Origin of the sequence: Rhizobium sp. BK379 (genome assembly GCF_014193955.1) — a bacterium.
In the GTDB taxonomy this organism is placed as follows: Bacteria; Pseudomonadota; Alphaproteobacteria; order Rhizobiales; family Rhizobiaceae; genus Rhizobium.
Genome location: NZ_JACIAD010000008.1, coordinates 36,924 through 63,689 on the forward strand (window position 1 = coordinate 36,924; position 26,766 = coordinate 63,689).

Annotated in this window: 23 protein-coding genes and 1 tRNA gene; 9 read left to right on the plus strand and 15 right to left on the minus strand. The window is 59.5% G+C overall.

The genetic code is table 11. The annotated features are described in order from the left end of the window. Window positions 1-5 precede the first annotated feature (5 nt). Window positions 6-1,601 (minus strand): inorganic phosphate transporter, encoded by a 1,596-nt coding sequence (locus FHT93_RS28300; RefSeq protein WP_183850598.1) that lies wholly within the window; start codon window positions 1,599-1,601, stop codon window positions 6-8. Window positions 1,602-1,810: 209 nt separating this feature from the next. On the opposite strand from FHT93_RS28300, the gene FHT93_RS28305 reads away from it, so the two are divergent. Further along, window positions 1,811-2,989, plus strand: coding sequence for an acetate/propionate family kinase (locus tag FHT93_RS28305; protein ID WP_183850600.1), 1,179 nt, complete (start codon window positions 1,811-1,813; stop codon window positions 2,987-2,989). 68 nt (window positions 2,990-3,057) lie between these two features. Next, complete coding sequence (locus FHT93_RS28310) at window positions 3,058-5,445, plus strand: phosphoketolase family protein (protein ID WP_183850602.1); 2,388 nt, start codon at window positions 3,058-3,060, stop codon at window positions 5,443-5,445. 76 nt (window positions 5,446-5,521) lie between these two features. Here FHT93_RS28310 and FHT93_RS28315 read toward each other — a convergent pair whose 3' ends face one another. Beyond that, on the minus strand, window positions 5,522-5,914 hold the full coding sequence (locus FHT93_RS28315; protein ID WP_246715791.1) for a hypothetical protein: 393 nt from the start codon (window positions 5,912-5,914) through the stop codon (window positions 5,522-5,524). Between the two features lie 158 nt (window positions 5,915-6,072). Between FHT93_RS28315 and FHT93_RS28320 the strand changes: the two genes are divergently transcribed. Together FHT93_RS28320 and FHT93_RS28325 are read left to right on the plus strand one after the other, a co-directional pair. After that, window positions 6,073-6,975: a LysR family transcriptional regulator gene (locus FHT93_RS28320; protein ID WP_183850604.1), complete on the plus strand. Its 903-nt coding sequence runs from the start codon at window positions 6,073-6,075 to the stop codon at window positions 6,973-6,975. Window positions 6,976-7,079: 104 nt separating this feature from the next. Next, the gene (locus FHT93_RS28325) at window positions 7,080-7,265 is read left to right on the plus strand and encodes a hypothetical protein (protein WP_183850897.1); all 186 of its coding nucleotides are present in this window, start codon (window positions 7,080-7,082) and stop codon (window positions 7,263-7,265) included. Window positions 7,266-7,269: 4 nt separating this feature from the next. Here FHT93_RS28325 and FHT93_RS28330 read toward each other — a convergent pair whose 3' ends face one another. The 4 genes from FHT93_RS28330 to mnmA form a co-directional block, all read right to left on the minus strand. Continuing rightward, window positions 7,270-7,707 (minus strand): universal stress protein, encoded by a 438-nt coding sequence (locus FHT93_RS28330; protein ID WP_112546057.1) that lies wholly within the window; start codon window positions 7,705-7,707, stop codon window positions 7,270-7,272. 118 nt (window positions 7,708-7,825) lie between these two features. Next, a complete protein-coding gene (locus FHT93_RS28335) occupies window positions 7,826-8,077 on the minus strand; it encodes a hypothetical protein (RefSeq protein WP_112972078.1) in 252 nt (83 codons plus the stop codon). Between the two features lie 91 nt (window positions 8,078-8,168). Further along, window positions 8,169-8,245: transfer RNA gene (locus FHT93_RS28340), tRNA-Met, on the minus strand. A gap of 131 nt (window positions 8,246-8,376) precedes the next feature. Beyond that, window positions 8,377-9,576, minus strand: coding sequence for a tRNA 2-thiouridine(34) synthase MnmA (gene mnmA / locus FHT93_RS28345; RefSeq protein ID WP_112972109.1), 1,200 nt, complete (start codon window positions 9,574-9,576; stop codon window positions 8,377-8,379). 265 nt (window positions 9,577-9,841) lie between these two features. Here mnmA and FHT93_RS28350 point away from each other — a divergent pair, with 265 nt between their 5' ends. Continuing rightward, entirely contained in the window at window positions 9,842-10,798 is a 957-nt protein-coding gene (locus tag FHT93_RS28350) for a DMT family transporter (protein WP_113017218.1), read from the plus strand. Window positions 10,799-10,800: 2 nt separating this feature from the next. Here FHT93_RS28350 and FHT93_RS28355 read toward each other — a convergent pair whose 3' ends face one another. Together FHT93_RS28355 and FHT93_RS28360 are read right to left on the minus strand one after the other, a co-directional pair. Beyond that, window positions 10,801-11,901, minus strand: coding sequence for a mechanosensitive ion channel family protein (locus tag FHT93_RS28355; protein WP_183850605.1), 1,101 nt, complete (start codon window positions 11,899-11,901; stop codon window positions 10,801-10,803). A gap of 300 nt (window positions 11,902-12,201) precedes the next feature. Continuing rightward, a complete protein-coding gene (locus tag FHT93_RS28360; RefSeq protein ID WP_183850607.1) occupies window positions 12,202-13,326 on the minus strand; it encodes a TDT family transporter in 1,125 nt (374 codons plus the stop codon). A gap of 107 nt (window positions 13,327-13,433) precedes the next feature. On the opposite strand from FHT93_RS28360, the gene FHT93_RS28365 reads away from it, so the two are divergent. Continuing rightward, window positions 13,434-14,312, plus strand: a complete 879-nt coding sequence (locus FHT93_RS28365; RefSeq protein ID WP_183850609.1) for a LysR family transcriptional regulator — start codon at window positions 13,434-13,436, stop codon at window positions 14,310-14,312. On the opposite strand, the gene FHT93_RS28370 is transcribed toward FHT93_RS28365, so the two are convergent. After that, window positions 14,304-16,385 (minus strand): bifunctional diguanylate cyclase/phosphodiesterase, encoded by a 2,082-nt coding sequence (locus FHT93_RS28370; protein ID WP_183850611.1) that lies wholly within the window; start codon window positions 16,383-16,385, stop codon window positions 14,304-14,306. The two genes, FHT93_RS28365 and FHT93_RS28370, sit on opposite strands and share 9 nt — an antisense overlap. Before the next feature lie 261 nt (window positions 16,386-16,646). On the opposite strand from FHT93_RS28370, the gene FHT93_RS35735 reads away from it, so the two are divergent. Continuing rightward, window positions 16,647-16,874, plus strand: coding sequence for a hypothetical protein (locus tag FHT93_RS35735; protein ID WP_246781757.1), 228 nt, complete (start codon window positions 16,647-16,649; stop codon window positions 16,872-16,874). 90 nt (window positions 16,875-16,964) lie between these two features. On the opposite strand, the gene serA is transcribed toward FHT93_RS35735, so the two are convergent. The 3 genes from serA to FHT93_RS28390 all read right to left on the minus strand — a co-directional run bounded on the left by serA (window position 16,965) and on the right by FHT93_RS28390 (window position 20,577). After that, the gene (serA, locus tag FHT93_RS28380; protein ID WP_183850615.1) at window positions 16,965-18,560 is read right to left on the minus strand and encodes a phosphoglycerate dehydrogenase; all 1,596 of its coding nucleotides are present in this window, start codon (window positions 18,558-18,560) and stop codon (window positions 16,965-16,967) included. An 84-nt stretch (window positions 18,561-18,644) separates the two neighbouring features. Continuing rightward, complete coding sequence (locus FHT93_RS28385) at window positions 18,645-19,823, minus strand: phosphoserine transaminase (protein WP_113117439.1); 1,179 nt, start codon at window positions 19,821-19,823, stop codon at window positions 18,645-18,647. A gap of 139 nt (window positions 19,824-19,962) precedes the next feature. Further along, the gene (locus FHT93_RS28390) at window positions 19,963-20,577 is read right to left on the minus strand and encodes an NAD(P)H-dependent oxidoreductase (RefSeq protein ID WP_183850617.1); all 615 of its coding nucleotides are present in this window, start codon (window positions 20,575-20,577) and stop codon (window positions 19,963-19,965) included. 91 nt (window positions 20,578-20,668) lie between these two features. On the opposite strand from FHT93_RS28390, the gene FHT93_RS28395 reads away from it, so the two are divergent. Continuing rightward, window positions 20,669-21,289, plus strand: a complete 621-nt coding sequence (locus tag FHT93_RS28395) for a TetR/AcrR family transcriptional regulator (RefSeq protein ID WP_029869202.1) — start codon at window positions 20,669-20,671, stop codon at window positions 21,287-21,289. 53 nt (window positions 21,290-21,342) lie between these two features. Here the strand turns inward: FHT93_RS28395 and FHT93_RS28400 are convergent, their stop codons facing one another. Continuing rightward, on the minus strand, window positions 21,343-22,188 hold the full coding sequence (locus FHT93_RS28400) for an outer membrane protein (RefSeq protein WP_029869203.1): 846 nt from the start codon (window positions 22,186-22,188) through the stop codon (window positions 21,343-21,345). Window positions 22,189-22,509: 321 nt separating this feature from the next. On the opposite strand from FHT93_RS28400, the gene FHT93_RS28405 reads away from it, so the two are divergent. Then, window positions 22,510-23,121 carry a class I SAM-dependent methyltransferase gene (locus FHT93_RS28405; RefSeq protein ID WP_183850619.1) on the plus strand — a complete coding sequence of 204 codons (612 nt, stop codon included), beginning with the start codon at window positions 22,510-22,512 and terminating at the stop codon, window positions 23,119-23,121. 77 nt (window positions 23,122-23,198) lie between these two features. Here FHT93_RS28405 and glmM read toward each other — a convergent pair whose 3' ends face one another. Beyond that, window positions 23,199-24,551: a phosphoglucosamine mutase gene (glmM, locus tag FHT93_RS28410; protein WP_183850621.1), complete on the minus strand. Its 1,353-nt coding sequence runs from the start codon at window positions 24,549-24,551 to the stop codon at window positions 23,199-23,201. Between the two features lie 243 nt (window positions 24,552-24,794). Then, a complete protein-coding gene (gene ftsH / locus FHT93_RS28415; RefSeq protein WP_029869039.1) occupies window positions 24,795-26,726 on the minus strand; it encodes an ATP-dependent zinc metalloprotease FtsH in 1,932 nt (643 codons plus the stop codon). Between the last annotated feature and the right edge of the window lie 40 nt (window positions 26,727-26,766).

Genomic DNA, 26,766 nt, shown 5'->3' on the forward strand with positions numbered 1-26,766 from the left:
CAGACCTAGAAAAGCTGACGCAGGATCACGAACAGCAGGAAGGCGATCGCGATTGAGGCCGGCAGCGTCAGCACCCAGGCCATGATCATATTGCGCACGGTCGACCATTGCAGGCCCGACCCATTCGCAGCCATCGTGCCGGCAACGCCCGACGACAGCACATGCGTGGTCGAAACCGGCAGGCCGAGATGGTCCGCCGAGGCGATCGTCACCATGGCGACGACTTCCGCAGCAGCACCCTGTCCGTAGGTTAGATGCGTCTTGCCGATCTTTTCGCCAACGGTGACGACGATGCGCTTCCAGCCGACCATCGTGCCAAGGCCGAGAGCCAGCGCCACCGCGACCTTCACCCACAGCGGAATGAACTTCGTCGCATTGTCGACCGAGGCATGATAGGCGGTGACCGCCTTCAGATCGGTCGCGTCCATCGGCAGCAGCTTCTGCTTGTCGATGAGCTTCAGCGCCTCGCCGATCAGATAGATGTCGTTGCGGATGTTGCCGACAAGATTTGTCGGAACGGCTTCCAGCGTCGGGAAGGCAGCCACTTCAGCGCTTGTCTGATGGATATATTCCTGCAGCGCCGGCGTGGTCGCATCCGTCCAGACCTTGTTCTTGACGGCATTGCTGATCTCGGCCTTGTAATCGCCAACAGTCACACCCGGCTTCACATACTTGCCGAGTGCCGTTTCCACCTGTGCCGAAGCCGACTTGTAGGCTTCGAGATAGTTGACGTCAGGCGTGCGGTTCAGCGCGAAGGCGGTCGGCACGAGACCGATGAGGATGAGCATGATGAGGCCCATGCCCTTCTGGCCGTCATTCGAGCCGTGGGCAAAGCTGACGCCCGTGCAGGTGAAGATCAGGATGGCGCGGATCCACAACGGCGGCGGCTGGTTGCCCTTCGGTTCTTGATAGAGTTCGGGCTTGCGCACGAGGAATTTCAGGACCAGCAGCAGAATGGCGGAGAGACCGAAGCCGATGACCGGCGAGATCAGCAGCGACAGACCGATATTCGTCGCCTGCGACCAGTCCACACCACTGGTAGCGGACCCTGCCGGCGCCAGGAACTGGTTGGCGAGGCCGACGCCGATGATTGAGCCGACCAGCGTGTGCGAACTCGATGACGGCAGGCCGAGATACCAGGTGCCGAGGTTCCAGAGGATCGCCGCGATCAACAGTGCAAAGACCATCGCAAGACCGGACCCGGAACCGACCTGCAGGATGAGCTCGACCGGCAGCAGCGCCAGAATGCCGAAAGCGACGGCGCCGGTCGACGTCAGAACGCCGAGGAAATTGAAGAAACCCGACCAGATGACGGCAAACTCCGCCGGCATGGAGCGCGTGTAGATGACGGTTGCCACCGCATTCGCAGTATCGTGAAAACCGTTGACGAACTCGAAGCCGAGCGCGATCAACAGCGCAAGACCGAGAAGTAACCAGGGAACGGCAACTGCGGCAGTCAGATCACGGGCGAGGGCATAGGCGACATATCCGAGACCGCAAACAACAACGAGCCCGAACACCGGCAGAAACCATTTGCCGGAGGAGTTCGAGTGATGCAGCGGATGGGAAGCGTCGCTATGGCTGGGGGCAATATCGGCCATGGCATAGTTCCTTGTTCCATTTGCAAATTTGCCATTTGTTAATAAATCCGTCGCGTGAAACTCTCATGACGCGGCGATCCGCGCTTGGTCTTGGTCTGGCCCGAAATCGACAACCGAAAATCGCCTGCCCGAAAGGCAAGAGGCTTCCCACTCGGCGCAATGACGCTAAGTTCGCTCAACGTCACGCTTGCCGGGGAGCATCAAGCAACATGCCATCAACCGATCTTCTCCTGACATTCAATGCCGGCTCCTCGACGGTGAAGATCGGCATTTTCGCCATCGAGGATGCGAGGGTGCGGCGGATCGGCAAGGGCGTAATCGATTTTCGCGCCGCGCCGCTGGCCTTCAGCCTGACCGAAGGCCCGAAGACTTTCGACATGCCCCTGAAAGCCGCGCTGACCGACGATCTGCATTCCGTCATCGACGAGACGTTCGAGCTGTTGGCGGACCACTTCGATATCGCCGCTGTCCGTGCGGCAGGCCACCGCGTCGTCCATGGCGGCGACCGCTTTACCGAAGCGATATCGCTCGACGATGCCGCAATCGACGCGATCGACGCACTGATCCCGCTCGCTCCCCTTCACCAGCCGCAGGCGCTACGCTTCATTCGCGCGCTCAGGCACTTGAGGCCGCATCTTGCCCAGACGGCCTCCTTCGATACCGCTTTTCACGCCACTCAGGCCGATCTCGTCCGCCGCTTCGCCATCCCTCGTGCACTTCATGAGGAAGGCATCAAGCGCTACGGTTTTCACGGTCTCTCCTACAAGTTCATTGCCGGTGAAGTGAGCCGCAGGTTGTCGACCAAACCGAGGATCGCCGCCGCCCATCTCGGCAGCGGTGCAAGCCTCTGCGCATTGGAAAAAGGTGTCAGCCGCGACTGCAGCATGGGCTTTTCGACGCTCGACGGCATTCCGATGGCGACACGGCCCGGCTGGCTCGACCCCGGCGTGATCCTGCATCTCCTGCAGCAGAAGAAGCTGTCTGCCGAACAGGTGGAGGATATGCTCTATCATCGCGCCGGCCTGCTCGGCGTCTCCGACATCAATGCCGATACGCGCGATCTTCTCGAGGACGGCCGTCCAGAGGCCCGAGAGGCGCTCGACCTTTTCACGTTGCGCATCGCCGGCGAAATCGGCCGCATGTCTGTGACGCTCGGCGGGCTCGACGCCATCGTCTTTACCGCTGGCATCGGCGAGCACCAGCCCCAGATTCGCGCCGCCGTCCTCCAGCGTCTCGCCTGGCTCGGCGTTACGGTTGATGACAAGGCAAACAGCGCCAACGGCTTCACAATCACGACACCCGCAAGCCGCATAACGGCGCATGTCATTGCCACGGACGAGGAACAGATCATCGCACAGGAGGCGCTCGCAATAGTTCGCTCCGGCTGATCCAGATCAAAGGCACGCGGGCGCTAGCAGCTAGAATTGACGTTGAACAAGTTTAAATGGGAGAATCCATGGAAAAGCATGTCTCGACTCCAGCAGTTCTGTCCGACGCCGAACTCGCTCTCATCGACCGCTACTGGCGCGCAGCCAATTATCTCTCGGTCGGGCAGATCTATCTCCTCTCCAATCCTCTCCTGCGCCAGCCCCTGGAACCAGAACATATCAAGCCCCGCCTGCTCGGCCACTGGGGTACGACGCCAGGTCTCAATTTCATCTATGCACATCTGAACCGCGTTATCTGCGCCCGCGATCTCGACATCATCTATATGTGCGGCCCCGGTCACGGCGGACCGGGCATGGTCGCCAATACCTATCTCGAAGGCATCTACAGCGAGATCTATCCCCATATCGCCGAGACCGAGGATGGCATGCGCAAGCTCTTCCGTCAGTTCTCCTTCCCCGGCGGCATCCCGAGCCACGCAGCACCGGAAACGCCGGGCTCCATTCATGAGGGCGGCGAACTCGGTTATGCACTCGTTCACGCGTATGGCGCCGCCTTCGATAATCCCGATCTGGTCGTCGCCTGCGTTATCGGTGATGGTGAGGCCGAAACCGGCCCGCTTGCAGCAAGCTGGCACTCCAACAAATTCCTGAATCCTGCCCGCGACGGCGCTGTTCTGCCGATCCTGCACCTGAACGGCTACAAGATTGCCAACCCGACCATCCTCGGCCGTGCGAGTGACGATGACCTGGCACATTTGTTCGAGGGCTATGGCTATGAGCCCTTCTTCGTCGAAGGCCATGAGCCTGCAAAGATGCATCAGCAGATGGCGGCAACCTTCGAGAAAGTCTTCGATCGTATCCGCGCCATTCAGAAACAAGCCCGTGACGGTAAGGCGCCACAGGCCTGCCCGCGCTGGCCAATGATCGTACTGCGCAGCCCCAAGGGCTGGACCGGACCGAAAGAGGTGGACGGTAAGAAAGTCGAAGGTTTCTGGCGCGCCCATCAGGTGCCGGTCTCCAATTGCCGCGACGACGACGGGCACCGGAAAATCCTCGAAGACTGGATGCGCAGCTATCATCCGGAAGACCTCTTCGATACTTCCGGTAGACTGAAGCCGGAATTGCGGGCACTCGCCCCGTCAGGCCAGCGTCGCATGGGCGCCAACCCGCACGCCAATGGCGGTATTCTGCGCAAGGAGCTGAATGCTCCCGATATCCGCGCCTATGAAGTAAAAGTGGAAAAGCGCGGTGATAGCATGGTGCAATCCACCGAAATCCTCGGACACTACCTGCGTGACACGCTGAAACTCAACGAAGCCAATGCGAATTTCCGCATCTTCGGCCCTGACGAAACGGAATCGAACCGCCTCGGCAGCGTCTTCGAAGTCACCGATCGTGTATGGATGGAAGAAATCGAACCTTATGACGTCAGCCTCTCCAGGGACGGCCGTGTCATGGAAGTGCTGAGCGAGCATCTTTGCCAGGGATGGCTGGAGGGCTACCTGCTGACCGGCCGGCACGGCCTGTTCTCCTGCTACGAGGCCTTCATCCACATCATAGATTCCATGTTCAACCAGCACGCCAAATGGCTGAAGGTCACCCGCGAACTGGAGTGGAGAAAGCCGATTTCCTCGCTGAACTATCTGCTGACCTCCCATGTCTGGAGGCAGGATCACAACGGCTTTTCGCATCAGGACCCCGGCTTCGTCGACCTCGTCGCCAACAAGAAGGCCGACATCGTCCGTATCTACCTGCCGCCGGATGCCAACACCCTGCTCTGGGTCGGCGACCATTGCCTGAAAACCTATGACCGCATCAACGTCATCGTCGCTGGCAAGCAGCCGGAGCCACAATGGCTGACGATGGACGAGGCGGTAAAACACTGCGAGACCGGCATCGGCATCTGGGATTGGGCAAGTCATGAAGACGATACGGTGGCGCCCGACGTCATCATGGCCTGCGCCGGCGACGTCCCGACCATGGAGACGCTCGCCGCCGTCGATCTGCTGCACCAGCATATTCCGGAGCTTAAGATCCGCACCGTCAACGTCGTAGACCTGCTCGCTCTGCAATCAAAGGATCAGCATCCACACGGCCTGACGGACGAAGCCTTCGACGCGATCTTTACGTCGGACAGGCCGGTGATCTTCGCCTATCACGGTTATCCCTATCTCATCCATCGGCTGACCTATAAGCGCACCAACCATCGCAATATCCATGTGCGCGGTTTCATCGAGGAAGGCACGACCACCACGCCGTTCGACATGACGGTGCTCAACGAACTTGACCGCTTCCACCTTGCCATCGAGGCGATCGAACGTGTGCCGGGCCTGAAGGAGAAAGTGCCAGAAGCGCTGGAGAGCCTGCGAGCCAAGCTCGTCGAGCACCATGCCTATGTCCGGGAATATGGTGAGGACATGCCCTACGTGCGCAACTGGAAATGGCCCGCAGCCTGAGACGAGGTCAGCGGATATGAAGAGGGCCGCGCGGAAACCGCGCAGCCCTTCCCCAGCCGTTGAGCAAGATCACAATTTACTGTCCGTTCTGCGTACCGCTCGGCGTCGTCACGCCCGTCGGACCACCGCCGCTGCCGTCAGGTGTCGGATCGCGGTCTGTGGCTTCCGGCGGCTTGATGGAGCCGGTTGCCGGATTATTGTCGAACGTGCCCTGGCCCGAGGGCTGTGCGTTGATCGGGTCCTGGGTCGTCGATGCGGTCGAAGCCGGTTCATTGGTCGAACCTGGCCAGATGGCAAAACTTGCCGCAGCAATCAGAATGACCAGAATGCCGGCGGCGAGCACGCCCCAGAGCGAGACGCTACGCCGCTCATCGGCAAGCGTTTTTTCCTCTTCATAGGAGGCCTGCCCGAGTGGCATGCCGGTGTTCTCATCCACAATTCGGTTCTTTTCGTCTCCATATTGGGTCATCTCTTGATCCTCCAATCTGTAACGTAGAAACCAAATCGGCGGGAAGTTGTTCCATCGAGCCGGTTTTCTCGATCCGAGCGGCCCGCGATAGACATTTGTTTTCTTGACTGGCCGGCACTTGCCCGACATCATCCATGACGTCAAATCAGGAGTGATCCATGGCATTCGACGGCCGCCTTCTTTCCGGTGTCAGCACGCTTGCCGCGGTGGTCGAAAGTGGCAGCTTCGTCAAAGCGGCGGACGCGCTCGGCCTTTCGGCCTCCGGCGTCAGCCGTGCGATATCGAGGCTGGAGGCACGTGTCGGTGTGCGCCTGCTCGACCGCACCACCCGGTCGGTGAGACTGACGGATGAAGGCGCACGCTTCTACGAACAGGTCGCTCCGCATCTGGATGGCATCGAAGAAGCCGCCACACGTGCCTCCGGCGCCTTGTCGACCGTCCGCGGGCGCCTGCGTGTCGATGTCGATCCAATCTTTTCCCGCATGGTGCTGGCGCCACACCTGAAGCAGTTTATGACCCACTATCCGGCGCTGGAACTCGAATTGATAACCCGCGACCTGATGAGCGATCTTGTCGCCGACGGTATCGATCTCGCCATTCGCTTCGGCCAGCAGGCGAGTTCCTCGCGCATCGCCCGCAAGCTGATGGAAACCCGTGTATTGACGGTCGCAACCCCTGCCTATCTCGCTGAACACGGCACACCAAAGACACCTGCCGAAATCGCCGGCCACCTCTGCATTCAGTTTCGCGATCCGCTGACGGGCCGAACCTTCGGCTGGGAACTGCACAGGGGCAAGAAGATCGTGCCGCTCGACGCCCGTGGTCCGCTTCTGATGAGTGATGCCGGCACCATGCTTGATGCCTGCCTCGCGGGCGCCGGCATCGCCCAGGTTCTCGCCCTCAGCGTCAAGGATCTGCTTGCAGAGGGACGTCTTGTCGAACTCTATCCGGACTGGCCGGGCGAGACTTTCCCGCTTTATGCCGTCCATCCATCCCGGCATCACGTGCCGGCCAAGGTCAACGCTTTTATCGAATTCTGCCTCGAAGTTATCAGCCGTTAGATGCGCGACCTCGAAAGTTGGTGACAACCTTCTGCCCCATATTCCGCACCTCCCGCGACCTACGCTATGAAATTCCCCGACCGGAAACACCGCCGAGGAAAGCCATGAAGGGTTTCGCCGCCAACCTCACTGCCTCCCGCCTGGAGGAAATGCTTGCCTTCTATATGGCCCCGGAGGCTGGCAGCCGCGAAGAAGCCGGCGAGCGCCGTGAAAACAGCGGATCATCCGCAAAGAAGGCCGATTACGTTGCCGAGCGCTCAGCACCCCTTCCCGCGCTGACGGAAAACTGAGTCTCTACTTTACGACCAGAACCGGAATACCGGCCTCGGACAGCACCTCGGACGTCTGGCTGCCGAGCATGAGCCGCGAGATCCCCCGACGGCCATGCGAAGAAATCACGATCAGGCCGCAGCCCTGCTCTGCCGCCGTTTCCAGGATTGCAGCGGCCGGCGACAGGTGCACCTTGCTGACAAAGTCGGCGATGACGCCGGCATTCCTGGCCTTTTCGCCGATGATCTTTTCCAGGTCCTCGATTTCTTTCCGGCGGCCCTCGTTATAGCTGTCCATCGCTTCCGCTTGCACGATCCCCTGCAGCGCAAAACCGGTCAGCGGCACGATGACGCTGATGACCGTCACGGGAAGGTTGAGCGCCTTGGCAAGCGCAAGACCATGATCGACACCCCGGGCGGAAAGTTCCGAACCGTCGGTGGGCAGCAATATGCGATTGTACATGAGAGATCCGTTCTGCTGGCTGAATTCAAATAAGGCAGGAATTCAACCACAATCGTAATCCCGCGCCTTGACGCAGGTCAACGCCGGACTGAGACGGCGGATTTCTAAAGCACCTCACTCAATTCCAGAGGAAGTCCTCGCTTTCAATACGGGAAGCAAGCTTGAGCGTGCCGTCTGGCTGAACGACATAACGCTCGAATTGCCGAAGGCCGAAGTCGCCGAGGAAAGTATGTTTGATCACGGTGCCGGGCTTGTAGGGCGAATGAATAACCTTGCCGCCATAAGTCAGACTACCGGGAATAGGCTGATCCTCCGTCGTCGTACTACAACCGGCGGCGAGGAGAAGCATTGCGACAATAGCGTATTTCATGGTGTATCCCCGGGCAACGATATGCCGTGAGGCACCATTATACCGGTTACGCAACCCGTGCGCATCGACTGTTTTCTGTCGTTGATAAAGATGGTAGCGGGGGGCGGAATTGAACCGCCGACCTCAGGGTTATGAATCCTGCGCTCTCACCAACTGAGCTACCCAGCCATTATTCAAACGAGCCTTTCGCGAAGCGCTCAGCCCGTCGGATGAGCGGCTTATTAAGAGCGTAGCAGCTTTGTGTCAAGCATATGATGGAGAAAAAGGCCGTGCCGCCGCATCGCCTTTCCCCGGGAATTTTACGCGGCCGCCGGCTGGCTCAAAAGCGCCTTCAGCGAGGCCTCTGCATCGGGCTCGCGCTCGGAACGTTCGATGAAGCCGCCGCCGAAGACTCGGGCGTCGTCGCCGGGGGCCGAATAGAGCGCACAGGCCTGGCCCGGCGCAATACCCGCTTCGCCGACCGTCAGGTCGACATAGGTGCCGCTCGCATCCATGTGCAGCACAGCCGGCGCCGGTGCGCGGGTCGAGCGAACCTTGGCATAGCAGGCAAAGCCTTCGCCTGACGTTGCGACCTGAAGCGTCTCGTCGCCCAGCCAGTTGACATCGCGCAGATAGACGCGGTGCGTCTCGAGCGCCTCCTTGGGGCCGACAATGACGCGGCGCGAGCGGGCGTCGAGATAGACGACATAGAGCGGCTCGCCGGTAGCAATGCCGATGCCGCGCCGCTGGCCGATCGTGTAATGCAGGATGCCCTCGTGCTGGCCGAGGATGCGGCCGTCGAGATGGACGATATCGCCGGCCAAAGCCGAATTCGGCTTCAGCTTGGTGATGATGTCGGAATATTTGCCCTGCGGCACGAAACAGATGTCCTGGCTGTCGGCCTTCTTGGCGACGACGAGGCCCATATCTTCGGCCAGCCGACGGGTCTCTGCCTTCGGAAGCCCACCAAGGGGAAAACGCAGATAGTCGATCTGTTCCTGTGTCGTCGCAAAGAGGAAATAGCTCTGGTCGCGATCGGCATCGGCCGGCCGGTAGAGCGCGCGGCGGCCGGGATTGCAGGACGACGGATTTGGACGCGAGCGGATATAATGGCCGGTCGCCAGCGCGTCGGCGCCGAGCTCCTTGGCAGTCGCCAGGAGGTCGGCGAACTTGACGGTCTGGTTGCAGGCAACGCAGGGGATCGGCGTCTCGCCGGCGACATAGCTTTCCGCAAAGGGATTGATGACGGTTTCGCGGAATCGCTTCTCGTAGTCGAGCACGTAATGCGGAATACCGAGCGTTTCGCAGACACGGCGAGCATCGTCGATATCCTGGCCCGCGCAGCAGGAGCCGGCGCGGTGGACCGCAGCGCCATGGTCGTATAGCTGCAGCGTAATACCCAGAACATCATATCCCTGGCGTTTGAGAAGCCCGGCCACGACGGAACTGTCAACGCCGCCAGACATGGCGACGACGACACGGGTGTCTTCCGGCTTCTTGTCAAAATCCAGTGTGTTCACGGGTGCTGCCAAATTCTGTGCTGTTTCGATCCGCCTTTCTCACGTCGGAATATGGCGGATTTCCTGTATTTCCGGCGGGATCGGCCGCCAGCCTGCATGGGCGACGGATATAGAAACTATTGGGCTCCGACGCAAGACCCGGCTTTTCCGGCGCTTCCGATGGCGTCATGCGCGGGTCATGCATTGCAGCTATTCGCAATCAACCTTTGATAGACCGCATTTCATCCCGTAGATGAAACGACCCACCTCTTTAAGATTCGGATAAATGACAGCCGCCTCCACCACGCTTCGTGGCGTCCTAGTCGCATTCGCGGCCTATGCCGTCTTTGCCTTCAGCGATGCATCCATCAAGGCCCTGCACGGTACAGTTCCTTCCTTCCAGGTCGCCTTCACAGGCGCGATCCTCAGCATTGCCGCGCTGCCTTTCATCAAGGGACCGAGCGATTCATGGCTGGACATTTTCAGGACGACGAACCGGCCGCTCTGGATGGTGCGCTTTGCCGCGGGCGCGATCGGCGCGATCGCCTCTATCATTACCTTCACCAAGCTGCCGATGGCCGAGGCCTTCTGCCTGCTCTTCCTGCTTCCCTCCTTCGTCACCATTCTCTCGGTCATCTTCCTGAAAGAGGATGTGCGCTGGCAGCGCTGGGCGGCCGTCATCGTCGGTTTTCTGGGTGTGCTCGTGGTTCTGAGGCCCGGTTTCCGCGAGCTGTCGATTGGCCATCTGGCGGCGACGATCGGCGCGATCAGCGCTGCCATCGCCATCGTTATCCTGCGCAAGCTCGGTCCGGCCGAAAAACGCCTCTCGCTGTTTGGCGCCTCGCTGCTGGGCACCCTTGTCGTCAGCGGCTTGCTCATGCTTTCTGAGGTGGTGGCACCAAGCCCGCAGCAATGGCTGTTTCTCGCAAGCTACGGCCTGCTGGGGGCCGCCGGCAACGTCATGCTGATGACAGCAGCAAGGCTTGCTCCGGCAACCCTGGTGGCGACGCCGCAATATAGCCAGATGATCTGGGCGATTGCCTTCGGCTATCTTTTCTTCAATGACAGCGTCGATCTGCCGATGGCTTTCGGCATCGTGCTCATCATCTGCTCCGGTCTGCTGACACTGATCCGCGAACGCAAGCGCCGTGTGCCCCTGCCAGCCGCCGTCGCTTCGGGCGATGCACAGTCGCCGATCGCCACGACACCGGTAGAAGGCGATGCGGGAGCGCCGAAGCGGTAGATCTATTCCGCCGCTTCTCGCCGATCTCGCACCGGCGGTTCGTTCATGACAGCGCGCATGCGCGGCAAGGCTGCCGGATATTCGCGCTGGATGAAATCGATCAGCTTCTCGCGCACTTCGCAGCGCAGATCGAAGGTGCGGCCGGAATTCGATGCCGAGACGAGAATGCGGATTTCCATCACAGCCTCGCGGAAATCCGTCACAGCAATGTTGACGACACGGCGATCCCATAGCGGCGAGCCCTTCGCGATCTCCTCGACCTTCCTGCGGATCACTTCCAGCGGCACGCTGTAATCCAGATAGATCATGACGGTGCCGATCAGCGCCGAGCTTTCGCGCGTCCAGTTCTGGAACGGGTTCTCGATGAAATAGCTGAGCGGCAGGATCAATCGTCGCCAGTCCCACAATTGCACGACGACGTAAGTGGAGGTGATCTCTTCCACCTTGCCCCATTCTCCTTCGACCAAAAGTGCGTCGTCGATGCGGATTGGCTGGGTGATGGCAAGCTGGATGCCGGCAAACAGGTTTTTCAGCACTGGCTGCAGCGCAAGGCCGATGACGATACCGGCCACGCCGGCAGACGCGAGCAGACTGACGCCATATTGCCGAACGGCATCGAAGGTCATCATGCAGGCCGATATTGCCACCACGACGATGAGGAGATCGGCAATACGCTCCACGATGCGCGTCTGCGTCACATGCTTGCGTGCCAGAAGATTGTCCTCGGCATCGAGCTTGAAGCGTCGGAGGTAGACCGTCATCCAGATATGCTTGACGATCTTCGCCATCCAGGCGACGAGCACGATGAAGAAGATCAAGAGGATATGGCGCACGGTCGCCGACTGCAGATCCGTCAGCGGCGCAATTGTCGCGCCGAAGGAAAGTGCTGCCACCAGCATGGCAAGCCGCACGACCCGTTTCAGGCGCGAGACGAGCGAGCGCCATAGTAGATCCTTGCCCTCGATCAGCCGTGTCAGCAGCCGGAAGAGGAGGCGATGCGCAAAGAGCGTGACCGATATGACCACTGCAAAGATGATGGCGCTTGCAAGCCAGTCCGGCAGCCAGATGCCTTCTGCGCGAATATCGTCGAGGAATTCCGTCATGCGCTCGCAATTAGGGTGCGATGCAGCATGGGAAAGGGAAAGCCATCAAAAAAGACGCAGCCGAAGCTGCGCCTTCAGGTAAGAGGTGGGTGCTATCGGCTCATGTGCCGATCAATTTGTTGCAGGCAAGTGCGATGCCCGGATTGGCGATGATGGCCGTCACGATCGCCAGACCGATCATCGAGAACGTGTATCGTTTCATCTGCATCCTCCTTCTCCAGCCCCGTGGGAGAGTATGCAATGCTGACCAGAATTCTCAAAATAACGAATGATTGAGGCAGTTACATCAGCGCCGGGCTATCAGCTCTCCAGGCTCGGATCGACGAAGAGAGAGCCATTATAGGCGCCGCGGCTCGTGCGGACGACAACGACAACCCAGACAGCAGCAAGGGCTACGACCAGAACCTCCCCGAACACGGTCAGCGCCGGCAATGGGAAAATACTGGAAAGCCGCAGCGTCGCGACGGCATAGACGCCGATCGGGAAAGTATAACCCCACCAGCCGAGATTGAAGGGCAAGCCCTGCCGCAGGTGGTTGAAGGTGATGGCGACCGCCAGGCCGAGCCACCACAGGCCATAGCCCCAAAGCAGGAGAGCACCAAGCAAAGCCGCACCCGAAATTGCCGGAGCTAGCGGACCGAGGCCGCCGGCGACAAGAGCCTGCGCGCCATTGGCAGAAAACAGTGCAAGACCAAGCGCTCCCGTGCCAACGGGGCCTAGGGCCAGAAAGCTCGTCGCTGCCATGCTGGCCGGCGGCAGTTTATGCAGAGCCATCCGCAGAAAGAGGATGACGAGAATGCCGAGCGCCAAAGGCACCGAACAGGACCAGAGCATGAAGCTTACAAAAAGCACCGGAAGCTGCGCGCCTTCGGCAAGATGCGGCAACAATAATCCGCCGCTTGCAGCGGCGACCTCGGAGGCAACGATCGGCAACAGCCAGATGGCGCTCATATGCTCGATTGCATGCTGCTGCCGCGTGAACATGACCAACGGAATGGCAAGGCCCGCCAGAACCGCGAGCGCCGCATCAGCCCACCACAGATGCGCAGCGATGGTAACAGCAGCATCGCCGAACAGGGATGGCCCGAAGATCAGGAAGCCGTTGACGATGGTCGCAAGCCCCATGGGAATGCAGCCAAAGAACATCGAGACGACGGGATGATCGAAGGCCCTGAGCGCAGCACCGGGATGCATTAGCCACTTGCCGGCGTAAACAGAGGTCAGCACTGCAAACAAGGCGATATTTGCATGCCAAAGCGCCTCGCCTGCCGTATGCAGCGCCGGCACGCCGGGAAACTGGGCGAGACAAACAGCAAGAATGCCGGTCCCCATTGTCGTTGCAAACCAGTTGGGCGTGAAGTGGCGCAGAATCCGCCCCCGGGTATGAACGGTCGGCACGGACTGAGAAAACTGAAGGACGGTCATGGCGAATTCCTTTCGTTGACCGCTTTCATATCGCCGCAAAATAATCGCTTCCAACGATTTATCTTTGTCATTCCATTCGATAAAATCGAATAATCGATGGAGGCAACATGACATTGGAACAGCTGAGAATATTCACCGAAGTGGCAGCGCGACAGCACATCACGAAAGCAGCTGCCCATCTGAACATGACCCAGTCGGCCGTCAGCGCGGCGATCACAGCCTTGGAGACAAGACATGGAGTGACACTTTTTGACCGCGTCGGCCGCTCGATCGTTTTGAACAGGACCGGCCAATTGTTTCTGAAGGAAGCGCAGGCCGTCCTCGCCAGTGCCAGAGCAGCGGAAACAGCACTTATGGACCTCTCAGGGCTGATGCACGGCGAACTGTCACTCATGGCGAGCCAGACGATCGGCGGTTATTGGCTCTCGCCACGGCTTGCCGCATTCCGGCGAAACTATCCGGGTATCGAGCTGACGATACGCGTCGGCAACACTGCCGAAGTGTCGGATGCCGTTACACATGGCGAGGTGGAACTCGGCCTCATCGAGTGGCCAAACGAACGGCGGGGCATATCCGCAAGGCAAGTTGCACTGGACGAGATGATCGTCGTCGTTGCTCCAGATCACCCTTGGGCGGACGGCAGACCACTGAGCCCGACCGATTTTCCTCAAGCGCAGTGGGTCTTGCGCGAACGGGGCTCGGGCACCCGCCTTGCCTTCGAAAGCCTTTTGCAAAAAGCCGGTCTCGATATCGATGCGCTTGATGTGGCGATGGTCCTTCCGGAGAACGAACCACTCGTCGGTATTGTCGAAGCCGGCATCGGCGCGACGCTGATGTCGCGCAGCGTCGTTGCGATGAAGCTGGAAAACGGGTTGCTCACCGAGGTGAACATCCCGCCTTTGCCCCGCCCCTTCTTCCTGCTGCGGCACGAGGAGCGCTATCGCAGCAAGGCGGCAGATGCTTTTGACGCAATGATCTCAGGCTGATGCTTTCTTCAACTGACGGCCGTAAATCAGCGCCTCGGCCTCATGCTCAGGCATGGGTCTGCCGAGAAGATATCCCTGCACTTCACCGAAACCTTCGGCCCTGAGCTTTTTAAGCTGTTCCTCGGTTTCGATACCCTCGGCAAGTGTAACCGCGTTGAAGCCGGAGCCGATACCGGCGACGGCCCGCACGATGGCAAGATTGCCGGGGTCGGTCTCTATGCCGGAAACGAAGCTGCGATCGAGCTTGATCTTGTCGAAGGGGAAAGCGCGCAAGTAGCTGAGTGAAGAATAGCCCGTGCCGAAATCGTCGATCGCGATACGAACGCCGAGTTCCTTCAGCGCCCGAAGCAGCGGCAGGCTCTGTACCACGTCAGCCAGGAAGACGGATTCGGTGATCTCGATTTCCAGCCGCTCGGGGCGAAGTCCGGTCTCATCGAGTGCGCCGACAATGCTGGAGAACAGGCTTGCGTGGCGAAACTGGCTAACGGAGAGATTGACCGCAATCTTCAGATGGTCCGGCCATGTGACAGCTACGCGGCACGCCTCGCGCAGGACCCAGTCTCCGATCGGAACGATAAGCCCCGTCTCTTCGGCAAGCGGAATGAATTCCATCGGCGCCACAATGCCACGCACCGGATGCCTCCAGCGGATCAGCGCCTCGAAGCCGCCGATGCCGTCATCCTCGAGCTGGACGATGGGCTGGTAGTAAAGCTCGAACTGTCCGTATTCCAGCGCGTCGCGCAATTCGCCAGTCAAATGATGCCGGCGCTCTGCCTCGAGCCGCATGGCAGGCTCATAGAAGCGGTAGGTTGAGCGCCCGCTTTCCTTGGCGGCATAAAGCGCGAGGTCGGCATGGCGCATCAGCACATCGGCTTCGCCGGCATCGACTGGTGCCAACGCAATGCCGATGCTGCAGGTGACATGCTCCCGTGCGCCGTCGAGATCGAAGGCTTTCGCAAGCGACTTGAGCAGCAGATCGGCAAAACGCTCTGCCCGGCCGGCTTCGACAAGCTGCAGCACGACTGCGAATTCGTCACCGCCGAGACGCGCAACCAGGTCGCCTTCATCGGCCAGCGCCAGCAGACGCTCCGCCACCTGGCACAGCAGAGCATCGCCAGCGGCATGGCCCTTGCTGTCATTGATCGTCTTGAAATGGTCGACATCGATGTAGAGCAGCGCCACCGGCTTTTCGGTGGAAGCGGCAATGGTTTGCTTGCGGATATGCTTGGAGAAGGCGGCGCGGTTCGGCAGGCGCGTCAGCGAGTCATGCGTGGCAAGATGTGCAAGCTTAGCCTCCACCGCACGCTCTTCGGTCACATCGTGAGAAATGCCGAGCAGATAGCGCGGCTCCTTGCCCTCTGGCGCCGGCAGCGCGCGCTTCACGGTGCGAAGGATTCGCTTGCCGCCATCGGCCCGCTCCATCGTCTCCTCGAAGCTGATCGTCGTACCGGCGGCGAACGCCTCGTGATCCTGCTCGCGGAAGACGACAGTCTGCTCAAAGGGGAAGAAATCCCGATCCACCCGTCCAACCACGTCTCCGGCACGAAAGCCCATGATATCGCCGCACGCCTCGTTCAGCAGGATGTAGCGGCCATCCTCTTCCATATCCTTCACGAAGACGCCGACCGGCAGGTTGTCGACGATGCTGTCCAGCAGCGAGCGTGCACTGGTTATCTGGCGCTGTGCGGCATTGACCTCGGTACGATCTTGCACGATCGCCAGGATTGCAGCCTTTCCTTCGAAACGTACTTCCCGGCCGTATGTCAGAACCTCGATGGCTTCGCCATTGGCCTTCAGATGTGTCCAGCGCTCGGCCCTCTCCATGTCGGTACGCTCATGGATGGCGCTAAGCATCCGCTCCCGTTCGGCAGCCGGGCGGATATCGAGCACGGTCATGCCTTCATAGTCCTCTGCGCTGTAGCCATAGAGCACGAGCGCCGCGTCATTGACGATCCGGAAGCGCAGCGTATCCGGATCGTAGACCCACATAGGAGAGGGATGCGTGGCAAACAGCGAACGGAAATCATCAACAAGAGCTTCGGGCTGCCCGGAATTCGTCTGAAACGATGCCATCGAGAAATTCACGCGAAATTAGAACCAATATCGGAAGTGGTGTAGCCGAGAAAACTAAATAAAATCACAATCATAAGAGGCCTAAACTTTGAGCGCACGCATGCAAAATAAGCAGCGAGAGTTTTCAAAAGCCACCGTTTCGCGGCGCGGTTGAAAGTCCTGACAATTGGCTGTGCCAAAGGCCGAACGCATGCGTAACTGTCCGGCGGAACCAAATCATTTTCAGGGCGTTATTTCTGGTTGAAAATACAACCCATCTGGATGGAGGCGATGATGGGCACATCCGCAATGACAGATCACGATAAAATCCGGGAATGGATCGAAGCCCGCGGCGGCCATCCCGCCCGGATGAAAAGTGGCTTGGTCGGTGTTGATTTCGGCAGGCTGGAAAGCACTGTCGAAAATATTTCCTGGGACGAGTTCTTCAGGGTTTTCGACGCGAGCAGAGATACCTTCCTGCATCACGACGCGAAGATCACCCGCCACTAACCGCGGGTCACCAACGACACGCGCTGGACCAAATAAAAAACCGGCACGGAGACCGGGCCGGTTTTTCATGTCTTTCCTTGGGAGGAAAACTCAGTCGACGTTGAAGGCCAACAGCTTTGCCTGGCGGATCGCCGAATTGGCGGTCAACTGGCCCAGCACGAGGTCGTCAACCGCGCCGTCGACATAGAGCAGAGCAATAGCGTCGCCGCCCTGCTTGTCGCGGCCGAGCTGGAAGTTGGCGATGTTGACGCCGGCAGCACCAAGCGTCGTGCCGATGAAGCCGATCATGCCGGGAACGTCGGTATTGGTGATGTAGATCATGTGGCTGCCGACATCGGCGTCGAGGTTGATGCCCTTGATCTGGATGAAGCGTGGCTTGCCGTCGGAGAAGACCGTGCCGGCGATCGAACGCGTCATGGATTCCGTCGTCACCGTCAGCTTGATATAGCCGTCGAAGACACCCGACTTGTCGCGCTTGACCTCGGAGAGGATGATGCCCTTTTCCTTGATCATGACTGGCGCCGAAACCATGTTGACGTCGGCCACTTGCGAGCGGATCAGGCCGGCGAGGACCGCGGAGGTCAGCGCGCGGGTGTTCATGTTGGCCGTGACGCCGTCGTAAAGGATCTCGATTTCCTTGATCGGCTCTTCCGTGACCTGGCCGACGAAGGCGCCGAGAACATCAGCGAGCCTGATGAACGGCTTCAGGATCGGCGCCTCTTCGGCGGTGATCGACGGCATGTTGATGGCGTTCGAAACCGCACCCCTGACGAGGTAATCGGCCATCTGCTCGGCCACCTGCAGAGCGACGTTCTCCTGCGCTTCCGTGGTCGATGCGCCGAGATGCGGCGTGCAGACGACGTTCGGCAGGCCGAAGAGCGGGCTTTCCTTGGCGGGCTCGACTTCGAACACGTCGAAAGCAGCACCCGCAACATGGCCGGACTTGATCGCATCGGCAAGAGCCGCCTCAACGACGAGACCGCCGCGCGCGCAGTTGATGATCCGAACACCGGGCTTGGTCTTGGCGAGCGCTTCTTTGTTCAGGATGCCGCGCGTCTTGTCCGTCATCGGCACGTGCAGCGTGATGAAATCAGCCTGGGCGAGCAACTCGTCGAGCTCGACCTTGGTGACGCCCATTTCCTCGGCGCGCTCCTTGGAAAGGAACGGGTCATAGGCGATGACGTGCATCTTCAAGCCGATGGCACGAGCGCAGACGATGGAGCCGATATTGCCGGCACCGATGACGCCAAGCGTCTTGCCGGTGATCTCGACACCCATGAACTTCGACTTTTCCCATTTGCCGGCCTGCGTCGAGGTGTCGGCGGCCGGAAGTTGGCGCGCAACCGCAAACATCAGGGCGATTGCGTGTTCGGCAGTCGTGATCGAGTTGCCGAACGGCGTGTTCATGACGATGATACCGCGGCGCGATGCAGCAGGGATATCGACGTTGTCGACACCGATACCGGCGCGGCCCACGACCTTGAGGTTCTTGGCGGCTTCGATGATCTTCTCGGTCACCTTGGTGGCGGAACGGATGGCCAGGCCATCATAATTGCCGATGACTTCGAACAGCTTGTCCTTGTCCTTGCCGAGCTGCGGCTGGAAATCGACTTCGACGCCGCGATCACGAAAGATCTGGACGGCGGTTTCCGACAGTTCGTCGGATACGAGAACGCGAGGTGCCATTTGGGCCTCCTTCAAAGAGTTCAGCGATAAACTTGAATTGGGAATGCGGGGCTCCGCCATCAGGCGGAGCCGGATGCGATCACATCAGGCAACAGCCTGGGAAAGCGAAGCCTTCTGCGTCGCAAAAGCCCAGGAAAGCCAGGGCATCAGCTTCTGCATGTCGGCGGTCTCGATTGTGGCGCCAGCCCAGATGCGCAGGCCGGACGGAGCATCGCGGTAAGCGCCGATGTCATAAGCGACGCCTTCCTTCTCGAGGAGAGCGACGAGGCCCTTGGCAAAGTTCGCCTGGCCATCGGCATCCAGAGCGGCAACGTCCTTGTCGACGATCTTCAGGCAGATCGAGGTGTTGGATTCGATTTCCGGCTTGACGGCCAGGTTGGCGATCCAGTCGTTGGCAGCGACGAAATCTGCGATCGTCTTCGCATTCGCATCGGCGCGGCCGATCAAGGCCTTGAGGCCACCGAGCTGCTTGGCCCAGAGAAGCGCATCGATATAATCCTCGACGCAAAGCATCGAGGGCGTGTTGATCGTTTCGCCCTGGAAAATACCCTCAATGAGCTTACCACCAGACGTCAGGCGGAAGATCTTCGGCAGCGGCCATGCCGGCTGATAGGAGACCAGCCGTTCGACGGCACGCGGCGACAGGATGAGAATGCCATGCGCACCCTCACCGCCCAGAACCTTCTGCCAGGAGAAGGTGACGACATCGAGCTTTGCAAAATCGAGGTTCTGCGCGAAGGCGGCCGAGGTCGCATCGCAGATCGTCAGACCCTTACGGCTAGCGGGAATGAAATCGGCGTTCGGAACGCGCACGCCAGAGGTCGTTCCGTTCCAGGTGAAGACCACGTCACGGTCGAAATCGACGGTGGAAAGGTCAGGAAGTTCGCCGTAACCGGCTTCGATCTTGCGAACATCCTTAAGCTTCAGCTGCTTGACGACATCGGTAACCCAGCCGGCACCGAAGCTCTCCCAGGCGACCATGTCGACGCCGCGCTCGCCGAGCAGCGACCAGAGCGCCATTTCGACGGCGCCGGTGTCAGAAGCCGGAACGATGCCGATGCGGTAATCCGCGGGCACTTCCAGAATTTCGCGGGTGAGATCGATCGCCTGCTTCAGCTTGACCTTGCCGACTTTCGCACGGTGCGAACGGCCAAGGGCCGCATCGGAAAGAGCTTCGAGCGTCCAACCAGGACGTTTCGCGCAGGGGCCAGAAGAAAAATGAGTATTTTGCGGACGCACGTCCGGCTTTGCGGTATTTGCCATATTGCTACCCTTCCAGATAGATGGCTCCTCGTTGGGGAGGAGTGTCCCGCCGCCGTGTTTATGGGCGAAGCCCGTCATAGTCAAGCGAGTGATGTCGTTTCTGGAGGCTATTTTGCCGCAGCAGCGATCACATTTCCGGTTATGCTGCGCCGCTCGCCGCGCGACCGGCTACGTTGAAGACATTGCTGCCAATGCGGCGCGCCATCTCAATATGCACGGCACCAGTGCCTGCATCCGAGTCGAGAAGCAGTTCCGAAGTCATCACAGGAGCTCCGCAATAGTCGAAAATTCCATGATCGATCTGCGTCCTGATGGCGCTGAAATAGCCGTGCCGCTCATAGGTGCGCGCATCCGCACCGCCAATACCAACGAGATGGACGGAGAGATGTCCAAGCTTTTTCGCAACCTTGCCGGATATGTCGTCGTAGGCCCAGCCATTGGCAAAAACACGATCGATCCAGCCCTTCATCAAGGCAGGCATGGACCACCAATAGACAGGGTAGACCAACACAAGCGCATCGGCGCGATCGATCCTTGCCTGCTCGACGGCGACATCGGCAGGTGCCTCGGCTTTCCGGCGATGAGCCGCGATATCGGCTTCGTTGAATCTCGGATCGAAAGCCTCTTCCGTCAGGTCCGCAGTTTCGAAGGAGTTACCGGCATCGAACATCGTTATGCCTTCGGCTATCCCTGCGGCAATGGCATGACTGAGAGAGTCGGAATCGGGATGGGCGAGAACGATCAGTGCATGCATGTCGGAGCTCCTGATTGCGATTGCGGGCAAAGCGGATCGCTTATATACTTTTCGTAAGCTACCTTTAGTAAGTTACTTTTCGTAGGTTACAATGTCAAGCGCCGACAACGACCCCGACCACGCCCTTCCCCGCCCGCGTCGCCGGCTTTCGAGAGAAGACCGTCATCGCCAACTCCTGGATGTCTCGTGGCGATTGATCAGGGAAGAAGGCACAGAGGCGCTGACGCTGGGACGACTGGCCGAGCAAGCCGGCGTCGCCAAGCCTGTCGTCTATGATCATTTCGGCACCCGGCCGCGACTGCTTGCGGAACTCTACCGTGAATTCGATGATCGGCAGACGGCGCTGATGGATACTGCGTTGCGCGAAAGCGGGCCGGCGCTGAGCGACAAGGCCAAGGTCATGGCGGCTTCGTATATTGATTGCGTTCTCACGCAGGGGCGTGAAATTCCCGACGTCATTGCCGCTCTGGCAAGTTCACCGGAGCTGGAAAAGGTCAAGCACGAGTGCCAGGTGGTTTTCATGAACCAGTGCAGATCCGTACTTGCTCCTTTCGTCGGCGCAGGGACGATCGCCGCAGCCAGCCTTTGGGCGATGCTGGGCGCTGCCGAAACTCTCTCCTATGCTGCGGCAACCGGCGAGATCACTGCCAGACAGGCTGAAAGCGAACTTTTCGAAATCATTCTGGCAATGGTGGCCAGAAACGTCAGCTGAAACGAAAAAGCCGCCCTTGCGGACGGCTTTCGATAATTCTTGAAATATTGGCCTTACTTGTAGACTGGCTGCTGCAGCGGAATTGCCGGCGGCTCATAGGCGACCGGCTGGGCGCAGCCGCCGAAGAGGTAACGAGCACCGACGCGGGCTTCGTGGACGTTGACGCCACGGTCGCGGCCCGGGCCGCCGTTTTCGTTATAACCGAACATGTTGCCGCCATTGATATGCAGATAGCGGTAACCGACATCGGCCTTGACGTTGCAGGTCACGTCGATCGACGCACCGGCCATGAGGGCGTAGCTGAAGCGCCAGCCACCACGACCGCCATGATCGACTTCGTCATCGCAACCGCTGCCGTCATCGGCGCAGGCGACATTATGAAGATCCTTCCACTTGACGTAGGAACCACCGATACCGGCGCCGACATAGGGCGTGAAGTAGGCGTAGGTGCCGAGATCGACGTAAGCGTTGGCGAGCAGTGTATAGGCCGTCATCGACGATACATCTGTAGACGTACATGCAACCACGCAGGCACCGAAGGCAGCGCCGCCACCAACCGTCGAACCGCGGAAGTCCGACTTTGTGAGGTAGTCAAAGGTCAAATCAGTGCGCAGATAGTTGTTGATCTGATAACCGACACCACCGCCGATCATCCAGGCATCGTCGAGGTCGGCGTCATCGAAATCCGCTTCCAGAGCATTGCTTCCCTGGAAGAACGTCGCACCACGAAGATCGGTAAAGGCATAACCGATATCACCGCGCAGATACCAGCCGGTCGATTCGGTCACCGCGACTTCCGGCGGCTGTTCCGGGACGGGTTCGACCGGAGCAAGATCGGCAGAATAGGCATTCGACGCGATCAACAGCGCGGCGAAGATACCGGACAAAGTTCGTTTCATGGATTCACTCCAGTCGGTTGCGTCGGCGCAGGCCGCCAAAACGGATATGCTTTTTATGGATAATGAATCGGAAACGTTAAAAGCTGCTTAACCATAAGAAGTAATGTGAATATTCGGCGCAGAACGCATCTCGAAAAGTAAATGCCGGCCATCTGCCTGTTTCGACTTCCTGGATCGGAAGGATGCTGAACTAAAACCCCCGCGACCTTCATATTCACGAACGGCAGATGCGCAAAGACCAGCCAAACGCATCACCCATGTTCTTCCGGCATTGAACCCACTAAGACAGATCGAAGATTTTCCCGCAGGATCAGCCAGCAAATGCAGAACAACAGGCAAGCCGCCGACATCATTCCCGACCTCTATGAGCGACACGCTAAGCTCTGGGATAGCAGTCGCGGCAAAACTCTTTTTGAACGAAACTGGCTTGATCGCTTCACAGCACTGATTCCGCAAGGCGGGTCGATCGTCGATATCGGATGCGGTTCCGGCGAACCCCTCGCGCGGCATTTCATCGAAAACGGCTATGCCGTGACCGGCATCGATTCGTCACCGAGCCTGATCGACATGTGCAGGGCGCGCTTTCCAAACGCCGACTGGCAGGTTGCGGACATGCGCCATCTTTCGCTTGGCAGAAATTTCGATGGGCTCATCGCCTGGGACAGCTTCTTCCACCTGACTTTCGAAGGCCAGCGGCGCATGTTCGCGCTGTTTCGCGCGCATTCGAAACCGGGGACGGCGCTGATGTTCACCAGCGGTCCCGCGCATGGCGAAGCGATGGGCGTCTTCGTCGGCGAGCCCCTTTATCACAGCAGCCTCGGCCCGGACGAATATCGGACGCTGCTTGCGGAACACGGCTTTGAGATTGTCGCCCATAAGGCTGAAGACCCGGCCTGCGGCAACCACACGGTCTGGCTGGCTCAACAGCAATAGAACCGCTGCAAACAGACCGGCGGCAACAAAAAAGCCGGCAACGAGGCCGGCTTCTAGCTTTTCCTGCGGCGTCGCTTTCAGGCGGCGTTGCGCACGCTCGAAATCGTGCCGATCAGATCGTTGACGATACGCTCGATCTGCGCGCGGTCGTCGCCTTCCGCCATGACGCGGATCAGCGGCTCGGTGCCGGAGGGGCGGATGACGAGGCGGCCGTTCTTGGAAAGCTCGGCCTCCGCATCGGCAATTGCCTTGACCACCTGCAGATCCTCCAGCGGTTTGCCGCCGGAAATGCGTACATTGCGCAGAAGCTGCGGCACCGGCTCGAACCGGCGGCAGACTTCGCTGACCGTCTTGCCGGTGCGCTTGACCGCGGCAAGGATCTGCAACGCAGCAACGAGACCGTCACCGGTCGTGCCATAGTCGGAAAGCACGATGTGGCCGGACTGCTCGCCGCCGACATTGTAATTGTGCTGACGCATATGCTCGACGACATAGCGGTCGCCGACCTTCGTTCGGGCAAGGCCGAGACCCTTGTCCCCGAGGAAGCGCTCGAGGCCGAGATTGGACATGACGGTCGCAACAATGCCGCTGCCGCGCAGCTGCTGGCTCTCGGCCCAGCTTTCGGCGATGACGGCCATCAACTGATCGCCATCGACGATCGAGCCGTTCTCATCAACGATGATGACACGGTCCGCATCGCCGTCGAGCGCAATGCCGATATCGGCGCGCACTTCGTCAACCTTCTTCTGCAGGGCGACCGGGTTGGTAGAGCCGCAGTTCAGGTTGATGTTCGTGCCGTTCGGATCGTTGCCGATCGTCACCACGTCGGCGCCGAGCTCCCAGAGAACGGCAGGCGCGACCTTGTAGGCTGCACCGTTGGCGCAGTCGACGGCTACGCGCAGACCCTGCAAGGTCACATCGCGCGGCAAGGTGCGTTTGACGTGCTCGAGATAGCGGTAGATATCGCCATCGACGCGCTTGGCTCGGCCGATTTCTTCGGCCTTGGCGAGCTGTCCCGATAGATCCTTGTCGAGCAAGTCCTCGATTTGCGCTTCGATATCATCGGAGAGCTTATAACCATCAGGACCGAAAAGCTTGATACCATTATCCTGGAACGGATTGTGCGAGGCCGAAATCATCACGCCGATATCGCAGCGCAACGAGCGCGTCAGCATGGCAACCGCTGGCGTCGGGATAGGACCGAGCAGGAAGACGTCCAATCCAGCCGCGGTGAAGCCGGCCACGAGGGCGTTCTCCAGCATGTATCCCGAGAGGCGCGTGTCCTTGCCGATCACCACACGATGACGGTGGGCGCCATTGCGAAAAATCGTCCCTGCAGCAATGCCGACCCGCATTGCAAGGTCCGGTGTCATGGGGAAGATGTTGGCTTCGCCTCGAATGCCGTCCGTCCCAAAATAGCGTCTTTTCATATGCACTCCTGCGCTTTCCGCGCGCCGTAGAAGCTCATGCATTCCTCAAGCAAGAACCTGGATCCAAAGATTGGTGTTGGACCTGAAACCTTGATCCAAGTTCGTCTTTAGTCAGCGGAATGCCACAAAACCGCGTACCCGGCACGTAAATTACCAAGAAAACTGATTATATCCTGTTACTAATATTAAAAGGGCCGGATTCCCTGTGGAAATCCGGCCCTTTAGGAAAAATCCTGTTCAATGTCAGTGGGGCTGCGGTTCCAGCCCGCCCTCGGGTTCATCACCCTTGGATGCCGGGCGCACACCGGCCTTCGGAACAGCCGAACCGCGGCTCGGAGGCGAATCATCGCCAAGATCGCGCGCCGGCTTTTCGCCACGGATGAGCGCCTTGATCTCTTCGCCGGTCAGCGTCTCGTATTCGAGCAAGCCTTCGGCAAGAGCCACGAACTCGTCGTGCTTTTCCGTCAGGATGTCCCTGGCCTGACGATAGGCCTGGTCGATCAGACGGCGCACTTCGTTGTCGATCTTCTGCGCGGTCGCTTCAGAAACGTTCTTCGACTGCGAAACCGAATGCCCCAGGAAGACCTCCTGCTGGTTTTCGCCATAGGCAACCTGGCCGAGCTCGTCCGAGAAGCCCCACTGGGTCACCATCGCACGGGCAAGCTTGGTCGCCTGCTCGATGTCGGACGAAGCACCAGACGTGATGTTCTCCTTGCCGAACGTCAGTTCTTCGGCAACGCGACCGCCCATCATGATGCACAGGCGCGAGATCATCCACTTGTAGCTCATCGAGTAGCGGTCGCCCTCGGGAAGCTGCATGACCATGCCAAGTGCACGGCCGCGCGGAATGATCGTTGCCTTGTGCAGCGGATCGGCGACGGCGACGTTCAACGCGGTAATCGCGTGACCGGCCTCGTGATAGGCGGTAAGCTTCTTTTCCGCCTCGGTCATGGCCGAAGAGCGGCGCTCGGCGCCCATCATGATCTTGTCCTTGGCGTCTTCGAATTCCTGCATGGTGACGACACGCTTGTTACGGCGCGCAGCCATCAGGGCAGCTTCGTTGACGAGGTTCATCAGGTCGGCACCGGAGAAACCGGGCGTACCGCGAGCCAGAACCTTGAGATCGACATTCGGCGCCAGCGGAACATTGCGGGCATGAACCTTGAGGATACGCTCACGGCCGACGATGTCTGGGTTCGGAACGACGACCTGGCGGTCGAAACGGCCCGGACGCAAGAGTGCCGGATCGAGAACGTCGGGACGGTTGGTCGCAGCGATCAGGATGATGCCTTCATTGGCTTCGAAGCCGTCCATCTCGACGAGAAGCTGGTTCAGCGTCTGTTCGCGTTCATCGTTACCGCCGCCGAGACCGGCGCCACGATGGCGACCGACAGCATCGATTTCGTCGATGAAGATGATGCAGGGCGCATTCTTCTTGGCCTGCTCGAACATGTCGCGGACGCGGCTTGCACCGACACCGACAAACATTTCAACGAAGTCAGAACCGGAAATGGTGAAGAACGGAACATTGGCTTCGCCGGCGACAGAGCGGGCAAGCAAGGTCTTACCAGTACCCGGAGGGCCGACGAGCAGCACGCCGCGCGGGATCTTGCCGCCTAGACGCTGGAACTTCTGCGGGTCGCGCAGGAATTCGACGATTTCTTCCAGGTCCTGCTTGGCTTCGTCAACACCAGCGACGTCATCAAAGGTTACACGACCATGCGCTTCGGTCAGAAGCTTGGCCTTGGACTTGCCGAAGCCCATCGCGCCGCGCGAACCACCCTGCATCTGCCGCATGAAGAACAGCCAGACGCCGAGGATCAGGAGCATCGGCAGCAACGTTCCCAAATAGCTCAGGAAGCCGGAGGAACCATCGGTTTCCGGGCGCGCAGTGACGGCGACATTCTTCGATTGCAGGCGATCCAGCAGACTATCGTCGATAACGGGCGAATAGGTCTGGAAGGTATTGTTGTTTTCCAGATATGTTCCGGTCAGCCTGTTGCCGGTGACCACGACATCCTTCACGCGACCCGCATCGACCTCACGCAGGAACTGCGAATAAGGGACTTCACGCGAACCCGTCTGCGCCGGAGCCGTCTGGAACATACTGAAGAGGGCGATCAGCAGAAGCGCTATGATCGCCCACAAGGCGAAATTACGTAAGTTAGGGTTCATTGAACTCCCCAGCACTGGAACGGTCGCCTCATGGCGGCCG